This window comes from Flavobacterium sp. DSR3-2 (genome assembly GCF_049896525.1).
In the GTDB taxonomy this organism is placed as follows: domain Bacteria; phylum Bacteroidota; class Bacteroidia; order Flavobacteriales; family Flavobacteriaceae; genus Flavobacterium.
Genome location: NZ_JAFCUM010000013.1, coordinates 80,870 through 101,318, shown reverse-complemented (window position 1 = coordinate 101,318; position 20,449 = coordinate 80,870). Strand labels below are relative to the sequence as shown.

The window sequence follows — 20,449 nt, the reverse complement described above, 5'->3', positions numbered from 1 at the left end:
TGTCCCCAATCAGGATGAACTGTTTTTTTAATTCATTTTTAAAAAGCAAATTTGTTACCCAAGGTTACCAACGGAGCCGTGAGTCACTGTTCTGTAATTGAATGTTCTTTCAAGCACCAGGTTTAAAAGATTCTCCGCAGAGCTCCGAACTTTTAACCCGGTTTTCTTAATTGGGTATAGGGACATAAATGTCCCTTCCCCATTAATGACCTAACCTTATGGATTTTACACATTACAAAGAAGCTTTTTTAAAGGAATCTCGGAAATTAGGCTTTTCGCTTCCTAACATTCAGCGTTGTCTGGATTATGCCGAAGTTTTATATTCGCATCAGGTTCCGGTGATTTACAATACTACACATCTGTCGGCTCTTGTGGGTTACAAAAAAGAATACCTAAAAAAAGCATCACTGTTTACCAACCATTTTTACAGAGATTTTGAAGTTGCAAAAAAAAATGGAAGCAAACGACTTATATCTGAGCCACTCCCCAGTTTGAAAGAAATTCAAATGTGGATTCTCAGAAACATACTATATAAAGTTCCCATCAGCGCTTTTGCGAAAGCATACAGACCAACCGTATCATTATTGGAGAACCTGAGATTTCATAAAAACCAACCCAAAGTTTTCACGCTAGATTTAGAAAATTTCTTTCCGTCAATACGCGTTGAAGCTGTAGAAAATGAATTTCTGGAATTGGGCTATTCCAGAATAATATCAAAACTTCTGTCCAGATTATGCACCAGAGATGGCAGTTTGCCTCAAGGAGCGCTCACGAGTCCCTATCTTTCAAATATTGTTTTTAAAGTGGCCGATGCTGCAATTGCAGCGTATTGCAAAGAACATAAAATTCGCTATACCCGTTATGCGGACGACATGAGTTTTTCTGGCGATTTTGATGAGAATAAATTACTTCAAATTGTGACAGAAATTTTAGAGAAAATGGGGCTTCGCATCAATTCCAAAAAAACCAAACTGATGACGCCCGATATGCGACAAATAGTTACTGGTGTTGTAGTTAATCAAAAACCGCAGGTGATTTTCCATAAACGCAATCAGTTGCGACAGGCCTTATATTACATTCAGAAGTTTGGTTTTGAGGAACACCGCGAATACAAAGAAATTACTCAGAAGAATTATATGGAACATTTGTTAGGAACAATAAATTTTGTGCTCCAAATAAATCCAAAAGATGCAGAATTTATAAAGTACAAAGCGCTACTTTTTGACTTGAAACACAAACAAGATTTAAAGACAATAGAAAACGAATTGTTTTCGATATAAAAATAAAAAAATCCATTTTAAAAGCTCCATTTTAGGAGCTCTAAATTTTTATAACTAACTATAATAAAACGCTTTATTGCTATTGTATCATCTAATAAATGATTAAATTTGATAGACAATTTTTTTGGAAATAATGATTTTAGATGTCAGAATAAATTCGATTTGAAATTCCTTAACTGCTTTATAGCATGTCTAAATTAAAAAAATAAGTCATGAAAAAAATAGTAACAATTATCACCACATTATTTTTATGCACTTTTCTTTTTGCCCAAACAACTTGGAAAGCTGATCCAATGCATTCTAAATTAACTTTTAGCACGGTACACAATGGTATCTCTGATATTTCCGGATTGTTCAAAATATTTGATATTACCGCAATTACTACTAAAACTGATTTCAGTGATGCTGTTTTTGAACTTTCAACAACTGTAGCGTCAATCAATACCGAAGTGGAAATGCGTGACAATCATTTACGAAGTGATGAATTTTTTGATGTTGAAAAATATCCAAAAATGACTTTCAAAAGCACATCAATACAAAAAACAGAGAAAGACAAATACGAACTAACGGGCCAACTCACATTGCACGGAATAACTAAACCGGTAACGATTACTATGTGGTACAGAGGAACTATTGAAAATCCCCAATCTAAAGCGCCAACTGCTGGTTTTAAATTTAGCACTGTCATAAAACGTTCTGATTTTAATATTGGTCCAAAATTCCCTGCGCCAATGATTAGTGATGAAGTAAAAATTAAAGCCGACAGTGAATTTATAAAACAATAAGTATCAAAAAAACATTTTTTTTGTCTCCAAATGCTGCAAACGTAACCCAATTACCACAACATAAAAATAATCGCAATGGCATTCATAGACTATTACAAAATTCTTGAAGTGGACAAAAAAGCAACCGAAGCCGAGATTAAAAAGGCTTACCGCAAACTTGCGCGTAAATATCATCCCGACCTTAATCCCAACGATAAGGAAGCTGAAAAGAAATTCAAGGACATCAATGAAGCGAATGAAGTGTTGAGCCATGCTGAAAATCGTAAGAAATACGATAACTATGGCGAAAACTGGCAGCATGCGGAAGAGTTTGAAAAATCAAAACAGCAACGACAATACCATGGAAATGGACGACAAGGTGGTTTTGAAGGAGGATTTGGCGGAGGTGGTGATTTCTCTGATTTTTTTGAATCTATGTTTGGTGGTCCTGCCTCTGGTGGCGGTGGACGCGGAAGTGCGCAGTTTAAAGGACAGGATTTTAATGCTGAACTGCATCTGGAACTCAAAGACGTGTACACGACGCACAAACGCACGCTGACCATTAATGGCAAAAACATTCGCATTACTATTCCTGCCGGGGTTGAAAACGGGCAGCAAATAAAAATAAGCGGTATGGGTGGCGAAGTTTCCGGTGGTGGTCCCAAAGGCAATTTGTACATTAAGTTCACGGTAAAAAATCACACAAAGTTTAAACGTGATAAAAATAATCTTTATGCAACAGTGAATCTAGATTTGTATACCGCATTATTGGGCGGCGAGATTACCTCAGATACTTTCGACGGAAAAGTAAAACTGACCGTGAAACCCGGAACTCAAAATGGAACTAAGGTCAAATTAAAAGAAAAAGGGTTTCCGCTATATAAAAAAGAAGGAGAATTTGGTGATTTGTACTTAACCTATCAAATACAAATGCCTACTAATCTTTCTGAAAAAGAAAAAGAATTATTTACGGAACTCGCTACATTAAGAACCGCATAAACATGGAAAACCTGATCCCGATACCAGTATTATGTGATTATTACGAAGTAAAACTGTCTTTTTTTACAAACCTCAGCGACATGGGTTTATTGGAAATAAAAACTATAGAAACCAGCCAATATATTGATTCCGATGCAGTTTATGAAATCGAAAAAATGGTTCGCATGCATCAGGAACTGAACGTTAACATAGAAGGAATTGATATTGTTTTTAATTTGCTACAAAAGATTGATGCTTTACAGAATGAATTAACCGCTCTCAAAAACAGATTGCGTTTGTACGAAAGTTGAAATATGTCCCTATTGAATCTAACCTGACTAAATTTGTTTTTTACTATTTTAAAAATAGAAAAATTCTAATGCCGTTCATATAAACTAAAATTATATAATAGTCATGTCCATCTATTTAAGCAAGCAACAACCAATAAATAAAAAGTAGCTATTATAAACGACCGCTAAAAATAATTTTTACAGCTATGAAAACAATACTTGTGCCAACAGATTTCTCGATTCCGGCAGATTCCGCTATTCATTATGCTGTAAAATTAGCAGTACTTTGGGACGCTTCACTCATTTTGTATCACAGTTTCATTCCGTATGAAAGCGGTTTTTACCTTCTTGCTCTAAACGAAAAAGAAAATATGGAAGCCCATAAAAAAGTAACAAACAGGCTTACTGCCATGAGTAATTCTATTGTAAAAAAAAATCCTAATCTTTCTATTTCAATTCATGTCGATCAGGGTCCGGAAGGTATAAAGATTATTGATTTTTGCAAAAAAAGCAAAGCCGATTTAATTGTAATGGGGACCAAAGGTGCTAGTGGTTTGAAAGAAAAACTCATAGGAAGTTTTACCGCCGAAGTAATCATCAACGCTCCTTGTCCGGTATTAGCCATCCCAAATAAGTATAAATTTAAAGTGCCCGAAAAAATTACATATGCAACCAATTATTCCAAAAAAGATAGGAAGATGCTTCAATCGTTATTGGAATTTAACCGGACTTTCAATGCTGAAATTAACATTTTACATGTTGATTGGGGAATAACGTTATTTACAGCAGATGAAGATTATGATAGGTATAAAAAAACAATCCAAAATCACTTTAAAGATTTTGAATTTACTTATCATCATACTGTTGGAAAAGACATTTCAAAAACCATTTTAGAGGAAACGCTGATTGATAAAACCGACATGATTGTGATGAATCCTTTGAAAAGAAAAGGAATTTGGAATCGTATTTTTCACAAAAGTGTAACTAAAAAAACGGTTTATCATGTTCCCATTCCGTTGCTGACTATCCCAATTAAATAATTCTGCTTTACACTTTAAACAATAGAAAAGTTGTCACTAAAAGCAGCCTCTACTTTAGTAAATTAATTTATTTAAACCCGGGTATTATCGTTGACCAAAGCAGTCATGCAAGGAAACTAAAGACGTTAAGAAAGTAATTACAGCGATACGAATGCTTAATATCTGAATTGTATCGGGTTTCTGATTGCAGAAACAGGGAGTGTAACAACGGGTTCGAAACTTTCTAAATACGTTAATATTATGGTCGTTATGATGGGTTGTGGAAAATGTTAATGGTTATTATTTTTATAATTTTACCTTGTAACGATTGGGGTTATTTTTCTTTATGATAAGAAAGAAAATAATCATCGGGACGTGAAGAAAAATACCTATTCGCTCATCTTACAACAGGTAGTTGTTCCTAATTCAACGAATGATAATGTTTTAATGGCAGTTGCCATGCTATTGCCTTATTTTGGAAAACGTCTTGCGGAACCAAGCTATTTGGAACAGAGTTTTTGTGGTACTTTACTCATTGCAGCTTCCACTTTACTTTCCGAAATGGTAGTGTCCAAAGCCGCAATCCGGATTAGAACTATCGATCCAGTAATTGAAACTATTTTTAGAAGTACTTTTATAATATTGCAATTCTAACTCTTGACGATATGTTAAACACAAAAGGTCATACTTTTCAATTTACAAATCCCAATCATATTGTACCCGTTCTTGACACCATTATCATTACGACAATGGCATTATCGAAATTGTTTTTAAAGAAGAAAAAAAGTAAAAAATTGCCATTGATATTGAATTAATTGCTGCAGCTTATGCAGTCATGATGGGATTCTTGTATCATAAGAAATAAATAAAAGCTATAAACTAGCATATACTCCGACAATCAGAAATAACGAAGTTGTTGAATACAACTCCAAGCGGGCTAGATGAAATAATGGTATCAAACCACTTTTACAAACATGGGGAAAACCAAAGAGAAGACACAAAAAAGAAAACTGTTTTACAGATGATTTTTTCTCAATTATCTGATTTCATGCTTATGATTCTGATTGCAGCGGCAATTATTTCAGTTATCGTGATGTAACGTATACGATAATCATTCTTCCCATTATTATCAGTAATGATACTGCAGGATTTATTCAGAAATATCGAGCCGAAAAAGTAATGAAGGCACTAAAAAATATGGCGGGAAGTCAAGCTCGAATTTTACGTGAAGGAAAAAAGATCGACATTCCAACTTCAAATTTGCTTCCCGGAGATGTTGTGGTTCTGGAGGCCGCCAATGTTATTCAAGCTGAAATACGGTTTTTTAAAACACATCAAACAAAATTTTACGAATTAACACTTATCGGCGAGTCCAATAATGTAAAAAAAGTACCAAGGAACTCGCAGAGGGAAATTACGTTATTGAAGACCAAAAGAATATGGGTTACAACTGCATTTTGGTTATTAATGACTGAGCGCTAGGATCTGTATTGGCAACTGGAATTCAAACGAAACTGGGCCATATTGCCAATATGATCCAAACGGATGAAACCACAACGCCATTATAAAATAGAATCTCCACTTTTGGCAAACGATTGTTTATCGTAATACTCATTATTTGCACAATCATATTCGTAATCTGGTGGTTAACGGGAGCATCTGTAATAATAATGTCGATAACTTCTATTTCCCTTGCTGTTGCAGCAATTCCGGAAACAGTACTAACATTAGTAACTATTGCATTAGCCTTTGGTGCTAAAAAATTAGCGAAAAACAACGCGCTGATTCGCAAATTACCGGCCGTGGAAACACAGGGTTCCGTTACATACATTTGTTCGGATAAGACGGGAAGGCTTGTGATATTCATTTTGCAAACCTGCACTGGCAAACTATAGCTTTTACAGTGTTTTATTTTATTTACTTGGGCCATATAATGGTAATTGGTTTCGGACGAAATCCTATTTTAAAATTATTTTTTTCTCCTACAAACCAATGGTTGACGCATTACTACTTACTGTTACATTGCAGTTTATTATTATTTACATGCCTTTTTTTAATGAAATTTTTAAGACGCAACCACTCACTTTTAATGAATTACTGCGGACATTGGCAGTATCAACCATTATTTTAGGTGCAGGGTAATTAGAAAAATGGATTTAAAACACAAAAGATAAAGACAAGCAGCAACAAAAAAAATGAAAATACCATTGATTTGTTACTTGTAATTTAGCTACAGATTATTATAAATTAAATGGATTTCTCCAATTATGATAAATAAGACTCAATAACTGATAAATATTTTCGATTCATAATCATCTAAATTGTTTTACCGGACATCAGTAAATAATAGTATTATCCGATTAAATCACGGCTTTTTTGACCTTCATTATATCAAAAATCACATCTGTATTTGTAATTTTAAAATTGAAATTATTCGCCCGGATAAAAATAACGATTGCAAAAATGTCTCTCTTTTTTAAAATCGTCATTTTCCCGACAAAACCCTCAATATTATAGGCAAACAACATCCTTAATAAATATGATAATCAGATAAATAACTATATATTTGAGTGGCTAATTTCTGTTGAAAACTAATTCATTTGCTTATGAATACTATTTCTAAAATAACTGAATTATTCAAAGCTGTTTTAATCGAAATTGGCGAACTCTCCTACTTTTCAGCGCGTTTTTTTCAAGAAACTTTTAAACGTCCTACGGAGTTTAAAGAGTTTTTACGGCAGTGTTTTAATATGGGAAATCGTTCCTTGCTTCTTGTTGCCGTTACGGGATTTATTATTGGTTTGGTGTTCACGCTGCAATCGCGTCCCACACTGCAGGAATTTGGCGCCGTTTCCTGGATTCCATCTATGGTTAGCATTTCACTGATCCGAGAAATCGGTCCTATTATAACGGCTCTGATTTGTGCAGGACGCATCGGATCGGGTATTGGCGCTGAATTAGGTTCGATGCGGGTTACGGAACAAATTGACGCCATGGAAGTTTCCGGTACTAATCCGTTCAAATATTTAGTGGTAACTCGTGTACTGGCTACGACTTTTATGTTGCCCGTTTTAGTTTTTTTTGGAGATGCTATCGCAATTTTCGGTTCTTTTCTTGTGGAAAACATCAAAGGAAGAGTTTCCTTTTTATTGTATTATAACCAAGTTTTTAATGCACTAGAATTTGCTGATTTAATTCCTGCAACCATCAAAACGTTCTTTTTTGGTTTTGCGATCGGAATAGTTGGCTGTTTCAAAGGATATTATTGTAAGAAAGGGACAGCCGGTGTGGGTTTAGCAGCTAATTCGGCAGTAGTTTTTACGTCGATGTTGCTGTTTATTATCGACTTTATTGCTGTTTTTGTTACCGGTATATTTTATGATATATGATGATTATGACCGCCCCGAAACCAAATCTTAACCGAATTATAGAAATCAAAGACTTGCGTAAAAGCTATGGTGACAATCATGTTTTGGATGGTTTTAATATGGTGCTGAATGAAGGCGAAAATCTGGTGATTATGGGGAAATCAGGTTCTGGAAAATCAGTGATGATTAAATGTTTAATTGGGCTGGAACAGCCAGATAGCGGCTCTATCATTGTGATGGGAAAAGACATAACGCAACTCGATCGCGAGGAACTGGACGATTTACGGACTGAGGTTGGATTTCTTTTTCAGGGAAGCGCGCTCTATGATTCGATGACGGTCAGGGAAAATCTGGAATTCCCGTTGCGACGGCACAAAAAAAAGTTTGGAGTTATCAAAGACACCACACAATTAGTGATGGAAGCTTTGGAAAACGTGGGATTAGCGCACACGATTAATTTAATGCCTGAAGAGTTATCGGGTGGAATGAAACGTCGAATTGCTTTGGCCAGAACATTGATTCTGCAACCCAAAATAATTTTGTATGATGAACCTACGACGGGATTAGATCCCATTACTGCAAAAGAAATTTTGCTGTTGATGATGTCTATCCAACAAAAATACAATACTTCGGCAATTATCATTACCCATGATGTGGATTGCGCCAGAGTAATTTCGAACCGAATGATTTTATTGGTCGATGGCATCAATTATTCCGAAGGTACTTTTGATGAATTATCCCTCTCGAAAGATCAAAAAGTTCAAGCTTTCTTTAAATAAGAATAAAATGGAAAAAACGACATCACAAAAATTGCGTCTTGGACTTTTTGTAATAATCGGGTTGTTACTGTTCATACTCGCCGTGTATTTTATTGGCGATAAGCAACAAATGTTTGGTAAAACCAATAAATTATCTGCGGTTTTCAATAATGTCAGTGGCTTACAATTAGGAAACAACGTACGCTATTCCGGAATAAATGTGGGAACGGTTCGCGGTATAGCAATGATTAATGATACGGCGATCAGAGTCGATATGCTGATTGACAAAACCATTTTTCCACACATCAGGAAAAATGCAATTGCCACAATAGGTTCTGATGGTTTGGTAGGCAATATGATTATCAATATTATTCCCGGTAAAGAAATAGCCGCCTCAATAATAGCAGGAGATGAGATTCGAACATTAAACCGCATTCGCACTGATGATATGCTGAATACACTTGGTAAAACCAATAAAAATGCAGCACTTTTGACGGCAGATTTACTTAAAATCACAAAAGAAATCAACCAGGGAACAGGTACTGTGGGTTTATTGATTAAAGATTCAATGTTAGCTAAAGATCTCAAATTAACAATGCTCTATCTGAAAATCACAGGAAAAGGAAGTTCGGAATCGATGATAAAACTAAACCGACTTATTTCTTCTTTAGAAAACAAAGACAATGTAATCGGTGTTTTAAAAGATACAGCTGTTGCCAATAATCTTAAAGCAATAGTTCGCAATTTGAAGCAAACAAGCACTGAAATAGATAAAATAATAAGCAAAGTAGATACTACAATTGTGAATATAAAAGATGGAAAGGGAGTGATAAATTACCTTGCAAATGACCCGAAATTAGTTCATAAAATAGATTCGACGATGACTAATATTAATGATGCGAGTTTCCGTTTAAATGAAAATTTAGAAGCCTTGAAACACAATTTTTTATTTCGTGGCTATTTTAGAAAACAGGAAAAAGCCAAATTGAAAGAACAAAAAAAGGAAGAGCAACAAAAATAACTTTGGATATTACTTTGAATTTAGATTTACATAAAAGACGATTGCAACATGGTTACAATAGAAAAACTAGGAATAATTTTAAGTCCCACCGAGCACCAATTTGAAAATAATGGCGTGCTTAATCCGGGGATTTATCAGGAAGGAAATACAATTCATATTTTATACCGAGCAGTGGAACACGGAAATTATTCAACCATAGGTTATGCAAAGATGGATGGTCCTTTAAAGGTAATTGAACGCCACGAAAAACCCCTAATTACGCGTGATTTTGAATATGAAAAACACGGTGTGGAAGATGCCCGTGTTGTCAAAATTGCAGATACCTATTACGTTACTTATACCGCCTATGATGGTGTCAATGCAATGGGAGCACTTGCTACTTCTAAAGATTTAATTCATTTTGAAAAACACGGTATCATAACGCCACATGTCAATTACCAAGAATATGAAAATTTTGTAAACTGTTGTGATCGAAATAAACTCAACCCAAAATACCATAAGTATTACAATCTTTTTGCTCAAATAGGATTAGTTGCAGATGAATTCAGGTTGCTCAGGGATAAAGACGTGGTGTTGTTTCCACGGAAAATAAATGGGAAATTTATGTTATTGCATCGAATTTGGCCCGGAATTCAAATTGTAGAATTTGAGGATTTCAAGGATTTAACCGAGTCTTTTTGGAAAGAATATCTTATAAATCTTGTGGATCACATTGTACTGGATCCAAAGGATGCATTTGAAGTGAATTACATTGGCGCAGGCGGTCCGCCCATTGAAACAGAATATGGTTGGTTACTTATTTATCATGGTGTACAAGAAACTGTCCAGGGAAAAATATATCATACCAAAGCCGCTTTATTACAATTGGACAATCCGAAAATGGAAATTGCGAGATTACCATTTCCGTTGTTTTCACCTACAAAACAATGGGAAATAGAAGGTGAAGTAAGCGATGTTGTTTTTCCAACTGGACATGCGTTATTTGGAAACGACTTATACATCTATTACGGCGTGGCCGACAAAAATATTGCTGTTGCAAAAGTAGACCTGAACGAATTACTTCTCGAACTGAGAAAACAACCCTGAAAAATAACGCTATGAAAATCGAGAAAGGAATAAAAATGCTAATTGTAAGCTCGTATCCTCCAAGAGAATGTGGAATAGCAACTTTTACCAATGATATTGTCAATGCGCTGCATGTTGTTTTTGGAGATACGCTTCCCGTGGAAGTGTGCGCTTTGCAAAATAGGGATCAGGAATTCCAGTACACCCCGGAAGTTACCTACATCTTGCCCGTAGATTCTTTAGTACATTACAGGATCGTTGCTGAAAAAATAAATGAACGTACCGATATTGGACTGGTATGCATTCAACATGAATTTGGTCTTTTTAGAGGGGAATATGGTGATCATATTCTTTCCTTTATATTAGCGCTCAACAAACCTATTGTAACCGTTTTTCATACTGTACTACCTAATCCGGATGAAAAAAGAAAAAAAGTGGTTTATGCCTTAACTGATTTATCCGATAAAGTCGTTGTTCTTACCAAAAAATCAAAGGAAATTTTGAGCGATTATTACAACTGTCCGCATTCTAAAACGGTAGTTATTCCTCACGGCAATCATACCGTGCTTTGGGAACAAAAAAAGGTGCTGAAAAAAAAATATAGTTTTAAAGACAAAGTGGTATTATCAACCTTTGGATTAATTAGTGAAAATAAAGGAATTGAAACCGTATTGCATGCATTACCGGAAATTGTGACTCAACATCCTGAAGTTATTTATTTAATTATAGGAAAAACACATCCTGAAGTTTTAAAAACAGAAGGAGAAAAATATCGAAATTTACTTACTTCTATTGTAAAGGAACTCGATCTGGAAAACAATGTGATTTTCATTAATGAATATCTTCAATTAGAACAGTTATTGGAATTTTTAACTTTATCCGAAATTTATTTATTTTGCTCAAAAGACCCAAATCAAGCGGTAAGTGGAACCTTTGCGTATGCTATGAGTAGTGGTTGCGCTGTGATTTCCACTCCAATACCACATGCTGTCGAATCGCTAGGCAATGGTAATGGAATCCTGTTAAAAAATTTCGATAATCCAAAAGAATTTGAAAAAGCAATACGCTATCTTATTGAAAATAAAGAGCAACGAATAGCATTGGGAAAAAATGCTTTTTCTATGGCTCGTGCAACAAATTGGGAGAATATTGCGATACAATACCGCCTTTTGTTTGACCAATTAACAAACAGAGAAGATGATTTGAAATTCAATTTTCCAACTATAAAATTAGACCACATAAAAAAAATGACTACCAATTTTGGAATTCTTCAGTTTTCAAAATTCAGCCAGCCTGATCCTAAATCAGGCTATACATTAGACGATAATGCCAGAGCATTAATCAATATGGTGATGTATAACAAAGCTTACCCCAATAATGAGAATTTAAAATTAGCAAATATTTATTTGAACTTTATTGAAGGTATACAACAACATGACGGCTGGTTTTACAATTACAAAGACTTTAACAATCAGCTAACAAAGCAAAACGGAGAAGTAAATCTGGAAGATGCCAATGGAAGAGCGTTATGGAGTCTGGGAACTGTGATTTCTAACAGACAAAACTTACCGCTGGACATGATCTGTCGAGCGGTAAAATGCTGGGACAAAGCGATAAAAAAGATTGATAATTTTAAATCTCCCAGAGCCATAGCCTATGCTTTAAAGGGACTTTACCTCTATCATGAAACGTACAAAGACAGCGAAATCAAAAATCACATTACCACACTTGCCGATAAACTTTTACATCATTATAAAATTAATTCAGCTGAGAATTGGTGCTGGTATGAAGATTACATGACCTACGCTAATAATGTGCTGCCCGAAGCCATGATGTATAGTTATTTAATCACCAAAAATCCAAAATATAAAAAAATTGCACTCATCACATTCGACTTTTTGCTTTCTCATTATTTCATGAAAGGACAACTGAAAGTAATTTCGAACAGAGGTTGGTTTAAAAAACAAAACGAAAGAATATTCTATGGCGAACAGCCAATTGAAGTGGCAACTACCATAATTGCATTGGATTTATTTTATGAAATTACGCAAAATAATAAATATAAAGACCAATTAAAACTCGCTTTTATCTGGTTTTTAGGAAATAATCATTTGAAACAAATCATGTACAATCCGGCAAACGGCGCTTCTTACGATGGATTAGAAGACAAACACATCAATATTAATCAAGGAGCAGAATCGACCTTATGCTTTTTTAAAGCGCGCTTAATTATGGAAAAATACGCCTGAACAGTTATCTAAAAATTAATTAATACCCAAAACGAAGCGAATGAGAACCTAAATACCACTAAAGATTTGCTGTACCGCAGAACTTTTATATGGTTTTTAGTGCAACAATAAGTGCATCAATATCTTCTTTTGTATTGAAATGACTAAAAGAAATTCGTAAACTAGGTTTCTTTAAATCTTCATTCGAAAGCATTTCGGCTAAAACATGCGAAGGTTTGATACTTCCGGATTGGCAAGCGCTTCCGCGGGAAACTGCAATCCCTTTCATATCCAAATGAAATAAAATCATTGCTGTTTTATCCGCTGAAAAAGGCAATAAAACATTCAAAACCGTATAAAATCCATCAACATTTCCATTGATTTCAAAAGTTGGAAATTCAAGTTCAAGTTGGGTAATTAAATAATTTCTTAATTCAAAAATATGAGTTCGTTCCGTTTCTAAATTGCTGTACGACAATTCCAATGCTTTTGCCATTCCGGCAATTTGATGCAAAGCCTCAGTTCCGGCCCGAAGTCCTTTTTCTTGTTCACCTCCAAAAAATAGCGGTTGTAACCCGGAATTTTTTCGAATAAAAGCAAAACCAACTCCTTTTGGTCCGTGAAATTTATGCGCACTGGCCACGATAAAATCAACCGATAATTTTTGTAAATCGATTGTTGTTTTTCCAACAGACTGCACCGTATCCGAATGAAATAATGCGCTGTGCTCCTGGCAAATGCGGCTTATTCGTTCCAAATCCAGAACGGTTCCTGTTTCGTTATTCACATGCATCAAACTAACTAATGTCTTCTTTTCCTGCGAAAGTAATTCCACCAAATCTGTGATGTCAATTTGCCCATTCGATTTTATTGCAACATAATCTACCTGAATACCATACTCTTTTTCTAATGCTAAGGCCGTATACAAAACCGCATGATGCTCGATTTTACTGGTAATTATTCGTTTTACTTTCAAATCTTTAACGGCAGAACGAAGAATCCAATTGTTGGCTTCCGTACCGCAAGAAGTAAAAATAATTTCCTGAGCCGTAGCATTCAAATTTTTGGCGATTGCTTTTCTGGATAGCTCCAAGATATTTTTTGCGGTACGTCCTAAACTATGTGTTGACGAGGGATTTCCGTAATCCTCCATTAAAACTTTGGTCATTTCCTGAATTACTTCGGGGCGAATCGCAGTGGTGGAGGCGTTATCAAGATATACTTTTTTCATTTTTTAAAATTATAAAATTATTTTAAACCCTCGATTTCTGTTCGAATCATTTTCGATCTTCTGGAAAAGAGTATTCTTTCATTAAAAACAACTATCGATACCAAAATTAGAAAATAAGAGAACAATTGAATGAAACTTACTTGCTCTTTGTAATAAAATATGGCCAATAAAAAATTAATAATAGGGTTGATGTAAATCATAATTCCTACCGCAGAAGAGTTGATTCCTTTTAGCGCATAAAGATTTAAAAACAATGGAATAATGGTGAAAAACACCACAATCATAAACATACAGCTATAAAATAAAGGCTCCATAGGAATTACTCCACTGTATTTTGGATAAAAAGGAAGCAGTACAACTGCTGTAAAAATCAACTGAATCGTCAGCCCCAAAAATTTATCTAAATCGTTGTTTTTTCGTTGGCTCACTAAATAGAACGCATATGTCGCCGCGGTAATAAGGCTGTAGAATATATCCTGAAAATGGTTGAATGATAATAATATACAACTAAAAAAACTGATTGAAACAGCGACCCACTGCCATTTACTGAGCGTTTCTTTCAACATAAAAAAGGCAAAAACAGTCGTTACAATTGGACAAATCAAATAGGCTAGTGATGCCGCATTGACACTGACATGATTCATCACATATATGTAAACAAACCAGTTTGAGGAGAGAAACACGCCACCGCCAAGTGTCAATAAAATAACATTTCTCTTCTGTTTAAAAGAGATGTTTTTGAAATGATTCCAATTTTGTCGCATTACTTTTCTGCGGAAAACAACATTGATTAATACCATCGTAATCACGCTAAAAAATACCCGATAAAACAAAATATCCAAAGAAGGATAATTATGCAAGGGTTTTAAAGCAAAACTAAAAAAACCCCATATAAAAAAAGCTATGAAAGCAGCCGAATAATATTTGTTAAGTTTCATGAACAGTATTAAATTGGTGCAAAGATAACGAATCCAATTGGCTTTGAATGACAGCAATCCTCACAATAGCACCAACCAATATTTGATATTTACAGTGTAATTATTCGAATATAAAACTTAAAACCCTGTTAAATAATCTATTTTTAAACGGTAATGTAATTGGAACAAATTAAAAATTCTATTTTTGTTATAAATATTATAAAAATGAAAAGAGTCCTTAGCTTGTTGGTTTTTGTCCTGTTCTTAAATGGTTGTGATGATGGCGATTTAATTCAAGAAGACATCAATTTCGAAGATGTTATTGCACAAAAATGTCCCACAAATAGCATTATTTATAAACTAAAAGACAGTGAAGCACTTATTTTTGAAGCAACCGGAATTACTTTCCCAACGGAAACCACTTCACAAGAATTTACTATCAGTGATTCCAATCGCGTTCTTTATCGTTTTTATAATGGTCTAGTAAGCAATTTGACAATCTGCGAATCAATACCGCCAGCAACTCCCATCGTCACGGATCAATGGACCGCTACAGGCGGACAAATAGTGATAAATACAACTGCTGTAAAAACCACAAATGTAACAGATAACAGAACGACAATAACGGGATATAACCATAATATCACCTTTAAAAACATCACATTTAATAAAGGAAATGGAACTCAAGTCTACGAGACATTCGCCTTCGGAGACTATTTGACTGCGGCAACACCTCTGCCTTTCGCATTCAATAAGACTCTTGAACAATGCAGCGCTTCGAAGCAATTATATGATTACAATAGTAGCGAAGCACTAATTCTCGATGTTGATTCTGCTTTAATTGTTAATGAAGCAACTCCCCTTAATGCTCCAAGAACCGGATTAATAAGTGAAACAAAAAACAAACTTACCTATCGATTATTCTCTGGTTTAGTAACTGGCGCTTATTTTTGTAATGCTACTTTTCCGGCTACACCCGTAGTGACTGAAGAATGGATTGGAGTGCCTGGAGTTGCTAATACAAACGGTATAGTTGAAGTAACCACCACTGTTTTTGGAAACGGCTTCAAACACACCGTTGTCCTTAAAAAAGTAAAAATGAAGAAAGGAAACAGCGATTTTATTTTGGGTGATAATTACATTTACGGTGAGTTATTAACTACGAAATAATGCTGAATTCAATCAAAATTCAACGCTAAAAAAAGCTATTATTATGGCAAAAGAATCCCGATTTTAAATGAATTTCAATTAGAAAATTCGTTTAAAATCGGGATTCTTTTTTCTATAACTATTGTAAACAATACTAACTACATGGCACTTTGTTTAATAAAAACTTCAGTGGCTCCTTGACCATATTTTTGATAGTTGCCTTCTTGAAAAGCAATGTTATCATAACGCCCTAAAAGGAAATCCAACTCTGCTTTTAAAATTCCTTCACCAACTCCGTGGATAAAAACAATCTTAGGAATGCGATTCCGAATGGCAAATTCTATGTGGCGTTTTGCTGTTTCAGTCTGCAAAGTCAAAATATCATAATTAGACATTCCGTGTTTATTTGGAACTAGTTTTTCGATGTGTAAATCAAACTCCGGAGCTGAAATCTCATGTTTTGATTTCTTTTCTTTAATAAAACTTCTTGGTTTTGGGATCTCTTTTTCTTTTGAAACTTCACTTACATTTATTCTTCTTATAGAATCCATTAAATTACTGGAATCGTTTACTTTAATCAATTCATTGACAAAAAATGTCATCGTAAATCCATCCTCTGTCTCTATCGTTACCTGCTGCTCTTTTACTGATAATACTACCCCGTTCATCGCTTCATCCAGCACTGAAACCTTATCTCCCTTGTTAAACATTTTCGTCTTCTTTATCTTGATTCTTACTTGGCGTTTTGGCACTCAATTGCATCATTCCCATCATGAAAATTACAATGGCGATTATCATTACATACACATTTTTTTCGGCACTTACCTGCTCATATAAAGCAACAATAATGGCGATAATCATTATAGGAATTATAAACTTTTTCATCTTTTAAAATATAATATTCCAAAAGTAATGAATTTAAAATTGCTTCATTTAATATTGAAAAAGTTTCTTATTTTTTCGTAGAATTGTAAAAAGAAAAACCATTGGATTTAGAAAAATACATGATGCCGTGTTTGAGCAAAACTCTTTTTGGAGTGGAGTGTTTAGGCTGTGGTTTTCAGAGAGGATTTTTGCTGCTTTTGCAAGGCGATTTCGTAGGTGCTTTTAAGATGTATCCGGCCATTTTTACTACGTTGTTATTTTTAGGAATTCTAGGTCTGAATCTTATCGACAAAAATAGGAGTTACAAAAAAATCATCATTACCTCCGCAATCCTCAATGGTGTTTTTATGATTGCGGGTTATTATTTTAAGCACTAATAACACATTATTTTTTTTGACTTTAAAACAAAAAAAGCAATTTACTCCTGGTCAAAATATCATTCATCATTTCGATTTGCACTTTCTAAATTTCTATTAATTCCTCTTTTTGACGCATAATCGAATAATCCAGTTTTTCATGAAGTATTTGGATCTCAAGATCTGATTTTAGATTTAGTATATATTCTTTTTTGGGTCTGCCGCGGTCTTTTACTTCCTGTAGATTTTGACTCTTCATAATTACCGTAGTTTATAGTGCGGCAAGACACGACAAAATTAGATTCAATAAAATAAACGGATACTTATCAAAACCGTTATTCATCGGAATATAAATTTTGGCCAATATTCGCAACAAAATAAATACACCAAAGAAAATGATACATTTCCAGCTTCCGCCAAAAGAAGCTACTTTATCCGCAACTGAAAATTACTTTTTTAGAAATATCACTTATAAAAGTCGAAGTACTTTTCAAAGATTTTTATTTAATAGCTAATTTAAAAAAAACGTTGGTATCAAAACTAAATAATGATATGAGGACATTGAAAATAAGTATGTATGAAATAATTCTTTAGTTTCAAAAATCACGAAACAATCGTAAACACCGTCTTCACGGAATATTTATTTAACAAAATTGTCTCAATAAATTCGATAGCTTTAAGTCCATCAAAGTAATATTCCGAAATAGTTCAATATCTTTGTGGTTCGTTTTAAAACCTTTGAAAATGTCACCGAAATACAAAAACATTCTTTTCCGCTGTTGCTGTTGCTGTTTTTAAAATTAGCGCTTTATAAATAGTTTTTACCAATAAATACGTATTGTAATTTAAGGAATAATCAGATTACTACAATTCAAACACAAGACATTAAACAGCATGAAACCACAAAAAATATTAGATTTAATAGGAAATACTCCTTTAGTCGAATCTACCCATTTGATACAAAATAAAAACGTAAAACTTTTACTGAAACTGGAAGGAAATAATCCCGGAGGAAGCTTGAAAGATCGTGCGGCGTACAACATGATAAAATCGGCATTGGAAAGAGGAGATATTAAAAAAGGCGACAAACTTATTGAAGCGACGAGCGGTAACACCGGAATTGCTTTGGCGATGATTGCGCAATTATTTAAAATCGAAATCGAATTGATTTTGCCTGAAGATTCCACCATAGAACGTATGCAAACCATGCGTGCTTATGGCGCAACCGTAATTTTGACACCCGCAGCAACCGGAATAATTGGCTCCAGAGATTATGCCGATAAAAAAGTAGCCGAAGGCGGTTACATCATGCTTAATCAGTTTGCAAACGACGACAACTGGAAAGCGCATTATAAAACGACAGGTCCCGAAATATGGAATGATACGGAAGGAACCGTTACCCATTTCGTTGCGGCAATGGGAACAACAGGAACGATTATAGGAACGTCAACGTATTTAAAAGAGATGAATCCTATGATTCAAATTGTAGGTGCGCAACCCAGCGACGGGTCCCAAATTCCGGGAATCAGAAAATGGCCTCAGGAATATTTACCCAAAATATTTGATGCCAAGAAAGTAGATACGATCATAGAAGTTTCGGAGCAGGAAGCACGTGCCATGACTAAACGTTTGGCACTTGAAGAAGGTGTTTTTGCAGGAATGAGCAGTGGTGGTTCCGTGGCAGTTGCCGTAAAAATAGCTGAGAAATTAGAATCTGGAGTCATTGTCGCTATTATTTGTGACCGAGGCGATAGGTATTTATCTTCCGACTTGTTTGATTAAATTATACTAAAAACTAAATCGCAACCTTCCTTTTCTGTATCTTTCGAATATAAATGGAAGGTTGTTTGGTTTTAATTCGTTAGTACAAAATTTCCTTTTTGTGCATTTTAAATTCGTTTACAAATGAAAAACATCAAATTAATTTACAGCATATTATTTTTATCAATCATTATGGGAGGAAAAGTACGCGCGCAGGATTGGCCGAATTTAAATAAATATCAAAATGAAAATGCGAATTTGAAACCGGTAGCACAAGGAGACAAAAGAATAATATTTATAGGCGATTCCATAACCGAATTTTGGAGTGTATTAAATCCTGAATATTTCGCCGGAAAACCATACGTTAATCGCGGCATCAGCGGCCAAACCTCTCCACAAATACTTATTCGTTTTAGAGCCGATGTTATAGCATTAAAACCCGCTACGGTAGTTATTTTGGCGGGGATAAATGACATTGCCGGCAATACTGGTCCTTCAACATTAGAGATGATAGCAAATAATATTTTCTCGATGGTCGAATTGGCAAAAGCAAACCAGATAAAAGTGATTTTGTGTTCTGTATTGCCAGCTTACGATTTCTCTTGGAAACCCAATCAAAATCCTGCTGAAAAAGTTTTGGCACTAAATAAAATGATAAAAAAATACGCTGACGCTAATAATATTCTATATCTTGATTACTTTTCGGCTATGGTAGATGAACGGAACGGATTGAAAACTGCTTATTCCGAAGACGGTGTACATCCCAACAAAGTAGGTTATCAGATTATGGCTGCGCTTGCTGAAAAAGCAATCACGGAAGTTTTAGCAAGGAAATGAAGAAATAAATAGAAAACTATTTTTATCAAAAACAAAAAGGCTCGATTTAAATAAAATCGAGCCTTTTGTTATGTAAGATGTCGTTTATGCTAAAATAGCTGTACTTGAAATCGCTGCATTCAACACCTTAGAAACTGGACAGTTTTTCTCAGCTTTTGTTACTAATTGTTGAAAAGCATCCTCTGCTATTTCCTTTACTTTTGCTTGAACCGTTAAGTGTGACGTTACAATTGTTCCGTCCACAAAATCAATGTCGCATTTGGTTTCGATACTTTCAATTTCAAAACCTTCTTCGCTTATGTAAGCCGAAAGTTGCATCGTAAAACAGCCTGCGTGCGCGGCTGCAATCAATTCTTCCGGATTTGTTCCTACTCCTTCTTCAAAACGGGATTTGAACGAATATTGTGTGTCTTTTAATGTGGTAGTTTGCGTGGTTAGTTTCCCAGCTCCTTCTTTTAGTGAACCATTCCAGACTGCTGTTGCATTTCTTTTCATATTTTTCTGTTTTCTGTTGACTCAAATTTACTTCTTTTATTAAAAAA

25 protein-coding genes and 1 pseudogene are annotated in these 20,449 nt (G+C 34.7%); 20 read left to right on the top strand and 6 right to left on the bottom strand.

The window, feature by feature from the left end:
* Positions 1-218: 218 nt before the first annotated feature.
* The 16 genes from ACP7AV_RS14435 (at position 219) to ACP7AV_RS14360 (ending at position 12,792) form a co-directional block, all read left to right on the top strand.
* Positions 219-1,280, top strand: coding sequence for a reverse transcriptase domain-containing protein (locus tag ACP7AV_RS14435; RefSeq protein WP_426092544.1), 1,062 nt, complete (start codon positions 219-221; stop codon positions 1,278-1,280).
* A 212-nt stretch (positions 1,281-1,492) separates the two neighbouring features.
* Positions 1,493-2,065, top strand: coding sequence for a YceI family protein (locus ACP7AV_RS14430; protein WP_426092543.1), 573 nt, complete (start codon positions 1,493-1,495; stop codon positions 2,063-2,065).
* A gap of 75 nt (positions 2,066-2,140) precedes the next feature.
* Positions 2,141-3,043 (top strand): DnaJ C-terminal domain-containing protein, encoded by a 903-nt coding sequence (locus tag ACP7AV_RS14425; protein ID WP_426064665.1) that lies wholly within the window; start codon positions 2,141-2,143, stop codon positions 3,041-3,043.
* Between the two features lie 2 nt (positions 3,044-3,045).
* Positions 3,046-3,333 carry a chaperone modulator CbpM gene (locus ACP7AV_RS14420; RefSeq protein WP_426064664.1) on the top strand — a complete coding sequence of 96 codons (288 nt, stop codon included), beginning with the start codon at positions 3,046-3,048 and terminating at the stop codon, positions 3,331-3,333.
* A gap of 185 nt (positions 3,334-3,518) precedes the next feature.
* The gene (locus ACP7AV_RS14415) at positions 3,519-4,352 is read left to right on the top strand and encodes a universal stress protein (protein ID WP_426092542.1); all 834 of its coding nucleotides are present in this window, start codon (positions 3,519-3,521) and stop codon (positions 4,350-4,352) included.
* A 354-nt stretch (positions 4,353-4,706) separates the two neighbouring features.
* The gene (locus ACP7AV_RS14410; protein ID WP_426092541.1) at positions 4,707-4,985 is read left to right on the top strand and encodes a hypothetical protein; all 279 of its coding nucleotides are present in this window, start codon (positions 4,707-4,709) and stop codon (positions 4,983-4,985) included.
* Between the two features lie 11 nt (positions 4,986-4,996).
* Entirely contained in the window at positions 4,997-5,146 is a 150-nt protein-coding gene (locus ACP7AV_RS14405) for a hypothetical protein (RefSeq protein ID WP_426092540.1), read from the top strand.
* A 71-nt stretch (positions 5,147-5,217) separates the two neighbouring features.
* Entirely contained in the window at positions 5,218-5,430 is a 213-nt protein-coding gene (locus tag ACP7AV_RS14400) for a cation-transporting P-type ATPase (RefSeq protein ID WP_426092579.1), read from the top strand.
* 80 nt (positions 5,431-5,510) lie between these two features.
* A complete protein-coding gene (locus ACP7AV_RS14395) occupies positions 5,511-5,813 on the top strand; it encodes a hypothetical protein (protein ID WP_426092539.1) in 303 nt (100 codons plus the stop codon).
* A 113-nt stretch (positions 5,814-5,926) separates the two neighbouring features.
* A complete protein-coding gene (locus ACP7AV_RS14390; RefSeq protein ID WP_426092538.1) occupies positions 5,927-6,226 on the top strand; it encodes a hypothetical protein in 300 nt (99 codons plus the stop codon).
* Positions 6,213-6,473: a cation transporting ATPase C-terminal domain-containing protein gene (locus ACP7AV_RS14385; protein ID WP_426092578.1), complete on the top strand. Its 261-nt coding sequence runs from the start codon at positions 6,213-6,215 to the stop codon at positions 6,471-6,473. The genes ACP7AV_RS14390 and ACP7AV_RS14385 overlap by 14 nt, the downstream gene beginning before the upstream one ends.
* Positions 6,474-6,937: 464 nt before the next feature.
* Positions 6,938-7,720, top strand: a complete 783-nt coding sequence (locus ACP7AV_RS14380) for an MlaE family ABC transporter permease (protein WP_426092537.1) — start codon at positions 6,938-6,940, stop codon at positions 7,718-7,720.
* 5 nt (positions 7,721-7,725) lie between these two features.
* Positions 7,726-8,478 (top strand): ABC transporter ATP-binding protein, encoded by a 753-nt coding sequence (locus ACP7AV_RS14375; RefSeq protein ID WP_426092536.1) that lies wholly within the window; start codon positions 7,726-7,728, stop codon positions 8,476-8,478.
* A 7-nt stretch (positions 8,479-8,485) separates the two neighbouring features.
* Positions 8,486-9,478: an MlaD family protein gene (locus tag ACP7AV_RS14370; protein WP_426092535.1), complete on the top strand. Its 993-nt coding sequence runs from the start codon at positions 8,486-8,488 to the stop codon at positions 9,476-9,478.
* A 48-nt stretch (positions 9,479-9,526) separates the two neighbouring features.
* Complete coding sequence (locus ACP7AV_RS14365) at positions 9,527-10,564, top strand: pesticidal protein Cry7Aa (protein ID WP_426092534.1); 1,038 nt, start codon at positions 9,527-9,529, stop codon at positions 10,562-10,564.
* 11 nt (positions 10,565-10,575) lie between these two features.
* On the top strand, positions 10,576-12,792 hold the full coding sequence (locus ACP7AV_RS14360; RefSeq protein WP_426092532.1) for a glycosyltransferase: 2,217 nt from the start codon (positions 10,576-10,578) through the stop codon (positions 12,790-12,792).
* Between the two features lie 85 nt (positions 12,793-12,877).
* Here ACP7AV_RS14360 and ACP7AV_RS14355 read toward each other — a convergent pair whose 3' ends face one another.
* Both ACP7AV_RS14355 and ACP7AV_RS14350 read right to left on the bottom strand, forming a co-directional pair.
* A complete protein-coding gene (locus ACP7AV_RS14355) occupies positions 12,878-14,002 on the bottom strand; it encodes a cysteine desulfurase family protein (RefSeq protein WP_426092531.1) in 1,125 nt (374 codons plus the stop codon).
* A gap of 17 nt (positions 14,003-14,019) precedes the next feature.
* Complete coding sequence (locus tag ACP7AV_RS14350; protein WP_426092530.1) at positions 14,020-14,940, bottom strand: EamA family transporter; 921 nt, start codon at positions 14,938-14,940, stop codon at positions 14,020-14,022.
* A 204-nt stretch (positions 14,941-15,144) separates the two neighbouring features.
* Between ACP7AV_RS14350 and ACP7AV_RS14345 the strand changes: the two genes are divergently transcribed.
* Positions 15,145-16,089 (top strand): hypothetical protein, encoded by a 945-nt coding sequence (locus ACP7AV_RS14345; RefSeq protein ID WP_426092529.1) that lies wholly within the window; start codon positions 15,145-15,147, stop codon positions 16,087-16,089.
* 137 nt (positions 16,090-16,226) lie between these two features.
* Here the strand turns inward: ACP7AV_RS14345 and ACP7AV_RS14340 are convergent, their stop codons facing one another.
* Both ACP7AV_RS14340 and ACP7AV_RS14335 read right to left on the bottom strand, forming a co-directional pair.
* Positions 16,227-16,778, bottom strand: coding sequence for a Smr/MutS family protein (locus tag ACP7AV_RS14340; RefSeq protein WP_426092528.1), 552 nt, complete (start codon positions 16,776-16,778; stop codon positions 16,227-16,229).
* Positions 16,771-16,953, bottom strand: a complete 183-nt coding sequence (locus ACP7AV_RS14335) for a hypothetical protein (RefSeq protein WP_426064647.1) — start codon at positions 16,951-16,953, stop codon at positions 16,771-16,773. Before ACP7AV_RS14335 ends, ACP7AV_RS14340 begins: the two co-directional genes overlap by 8 nt.
* 101 nt (positions 16,954-17,054) lie before the next feature.
* Here ACP7AV_RS14335 and ACP7AV_RS14330 point away from each other — a divergent pair, with 101 nt between their 5' ends.
* Positions 17,055-17,330, top strand: coding sequence for a DUF2752 domain-containing protein (locus ACP7AV_RS14330; RefSeq protein ID WP_426092527.1), 276 nt, complete (start codon positions 17,055-17,057; stop codon positions 17,328-17,330).
* A gap of 85 nt (positions 17,331-17,415) precedes the next feature.
* Here ACP7AV_RS14330 and ACP7AV_RS14325 read toward each other — a convergent pair.
* Positions 17,416-17,715 (bottom strand): annotated as a pseudogene (locus ACP7AV_RS14325) (DUF1003 domain-containing protein); the annotation flags it as partial.
* A 488-nt stretch (positions 17,716-18,203) separates the two neighbouring features.
* On the opposite strand from ACP7AV_RS14325, the gene cysM reads away from it, so the two are divergent.
* On the top strand, positions 18,204-19,091 hold the full coding sequence (gene cysM, locus ACP7AV_RS14320; protein ID WP_426064644.1) for a cysteine synthase CysM: 888 nt from the start codon (positions 18,204-18,206) through the stop codon (positions 19,089-19,091).
* A 123-nt stretch (positions 19,092-19,214) separates the two neighbouring features.
* Positions 19,215-19,907 (top strand): SGNH/GDSL hydrolase family protein, encoded by a 693-nt coding sequence (locus ACP7AV_RS14315; RefSeq protein ID WP_426092526.1) that lies wholly within the window; start codon positions 19,215-19,217, stop codon positions 19,905-19,907.
* 84 nt (positions 19,908-19,991) lie between these two features.
* On the opposite strand, the gene ACP7AV_RS14310 is transcribed toward ACP7AV_RS14315, so the two are convergent.
* Positions 19,992-20,402: an OsmC family peroxiredoxin gene (locus ACP7AV_RS14310; protein ID WP_426092525.1), complete on the bottom strand. Its 411-nt coding sequence runs from the start codon at positions 20,400-20,402 to the stop codon at positions 19,992-19,994.
* Positions 20,403-20,449 lie beyond the last annotated feature (47 nt).

Bases quoted from the DNA above. Each gene is read 5' to 3' on its own strand.
- ACP7AV_RS14345 (WP_426092529.1), top strand. From the start codon at position 15,145: ATGAAAAGAGTCCTTAGCTTGTTGGTTTTTGTCCTGTTCTTAAATGGT.
- ACP7AV_RS14420 (WP_426064664.1), top strand. From the start codon at position 3,046: ATGGAAAACCTGATCCCGATACCAGTATTATGTGATTATTACGAAGTA.
- ACP7AV_RS14350 (WP_426092530.1), bottom strand. From the start codon at position 14,940: ATGAAACTTAACAAATATTATTCGGCTGCTTTCATAGCTTTTTTTATA.
- ACP7AV_RS14425 (WP_426064665.1), top strand. From the start codon at position 2,141: ATGGCATTCATAGACTATTACAAAATTCTTGAAGTGGACAAAAAAGCA.
- cysM (WP_426064644.1), top strand. From the start codon at position 18,204: ATGAAACCACAAAAAATATTAGATTTAATAGGAAATACTCCTTTAGTC.
- ACP7AV_RS14310 (WP_426092525.1), bottom strand. From the start codon at position 20,402: ATGAAAAGAAATGCAACAGCAGTCTGGAATGGTTCACTAAAAGAAGGA.
- ACP7AV_RS14315 (WP_426092526.1), top strand. From the start codon at position 19,215: ATGAAAAACATCAAATTAATTTACAGCATATTATTTTTATCAATCATT.
- ACP7AV_RS14360 (WP_426092532.1), top strand. From the start codon at position 10,576: ATGAAAATCGAGAAAGGAATAAAAATGCTAATTGTAAGCTCGTATCCT.
- ACP7AV_RS14375 (WP_426092536.1), top strand. From the start codon at position 7,726: ATGACCGCCCCGAAACCAAATCTTAACCGAATTATAGAAATCAAAGAC.
- ACP7AV_RS14335 (WP_426064647.1), bottom strand. From the start codon at position 16,953: ATGAAAAAGTTTATAATTCCTATAATGATTATCGCCATTATTGTTGCT.
- ACP7AV_RS14340 (WP_426092528.1), bottom strand. From the start codon at position 16,778: ATGTTTAACAAGGGAGATAAGGTTTCAGTGCTGGATGAAGCGATGAAC.
- ACP7AV_RS14430 (WP_426092543.1), top strand. From the start codon at position 1,493: ATGAAAAAAATAGTAACAATTATCACCACATTATTTTTATGCACTTTT.
- ACP7AV_RS14405 (WP_426092540.1), top strand. From the start codon at position 4,997: ATGTTAAACACAAAAGGTCATACTTTTCAATTTACAAATCCCAATCAT.
- ACP7AV_RS14380 (WP_426092537.1), top strand. From the start codon at position 6,938: ATGAATACTATTTCTAAAATAACTGAATTATTCAAAGCTGTTTTAATC.
- ACP7AV_RS14365 (WP_426092534.1), top strand. From the start codon at position 9,527: ATGGTTACAATAGAAAAACTAGGAATAATTTTAAGTCCCACCGAGCAC.
- ACP7AV_RS14370 (WP_426092535.1), top strand. From the start codon at position 8,486: ATGGAAAAAACGACATCACAAAAATTGCGTCTTGGACTTTTTGTAATA.
- ACP7AV_RS14435 (WP_426092544.1), top strand. From the start codon at position 219: ATGGATTTTACACATTACAAAGAAGCTTTTTTAAAGGAATCTCGGAAA.
- ACP7AV_RS14395 (WP_426092539.1), top strand. From the start codon at position 5,511: ATGAAGGCACTAAAAAATATGGCGGGAAGTCAAGCTCGAATTTTACGT.
- ACP7AV_RS14355 (WP_426092531.1), bottom strand. From the start codon at position 14,002: ATGAAAAAAGTATATCTTGATAACGCCTCCACCACTGCGATTCGCCCC.
- ACP7AV_RS14415 (WP_426092542.1), top strand. From the start codon at position 3,519: ATGAAAACAATACTTGTGCCAACAGATTTCTCGATTCCGGCAGATTCC.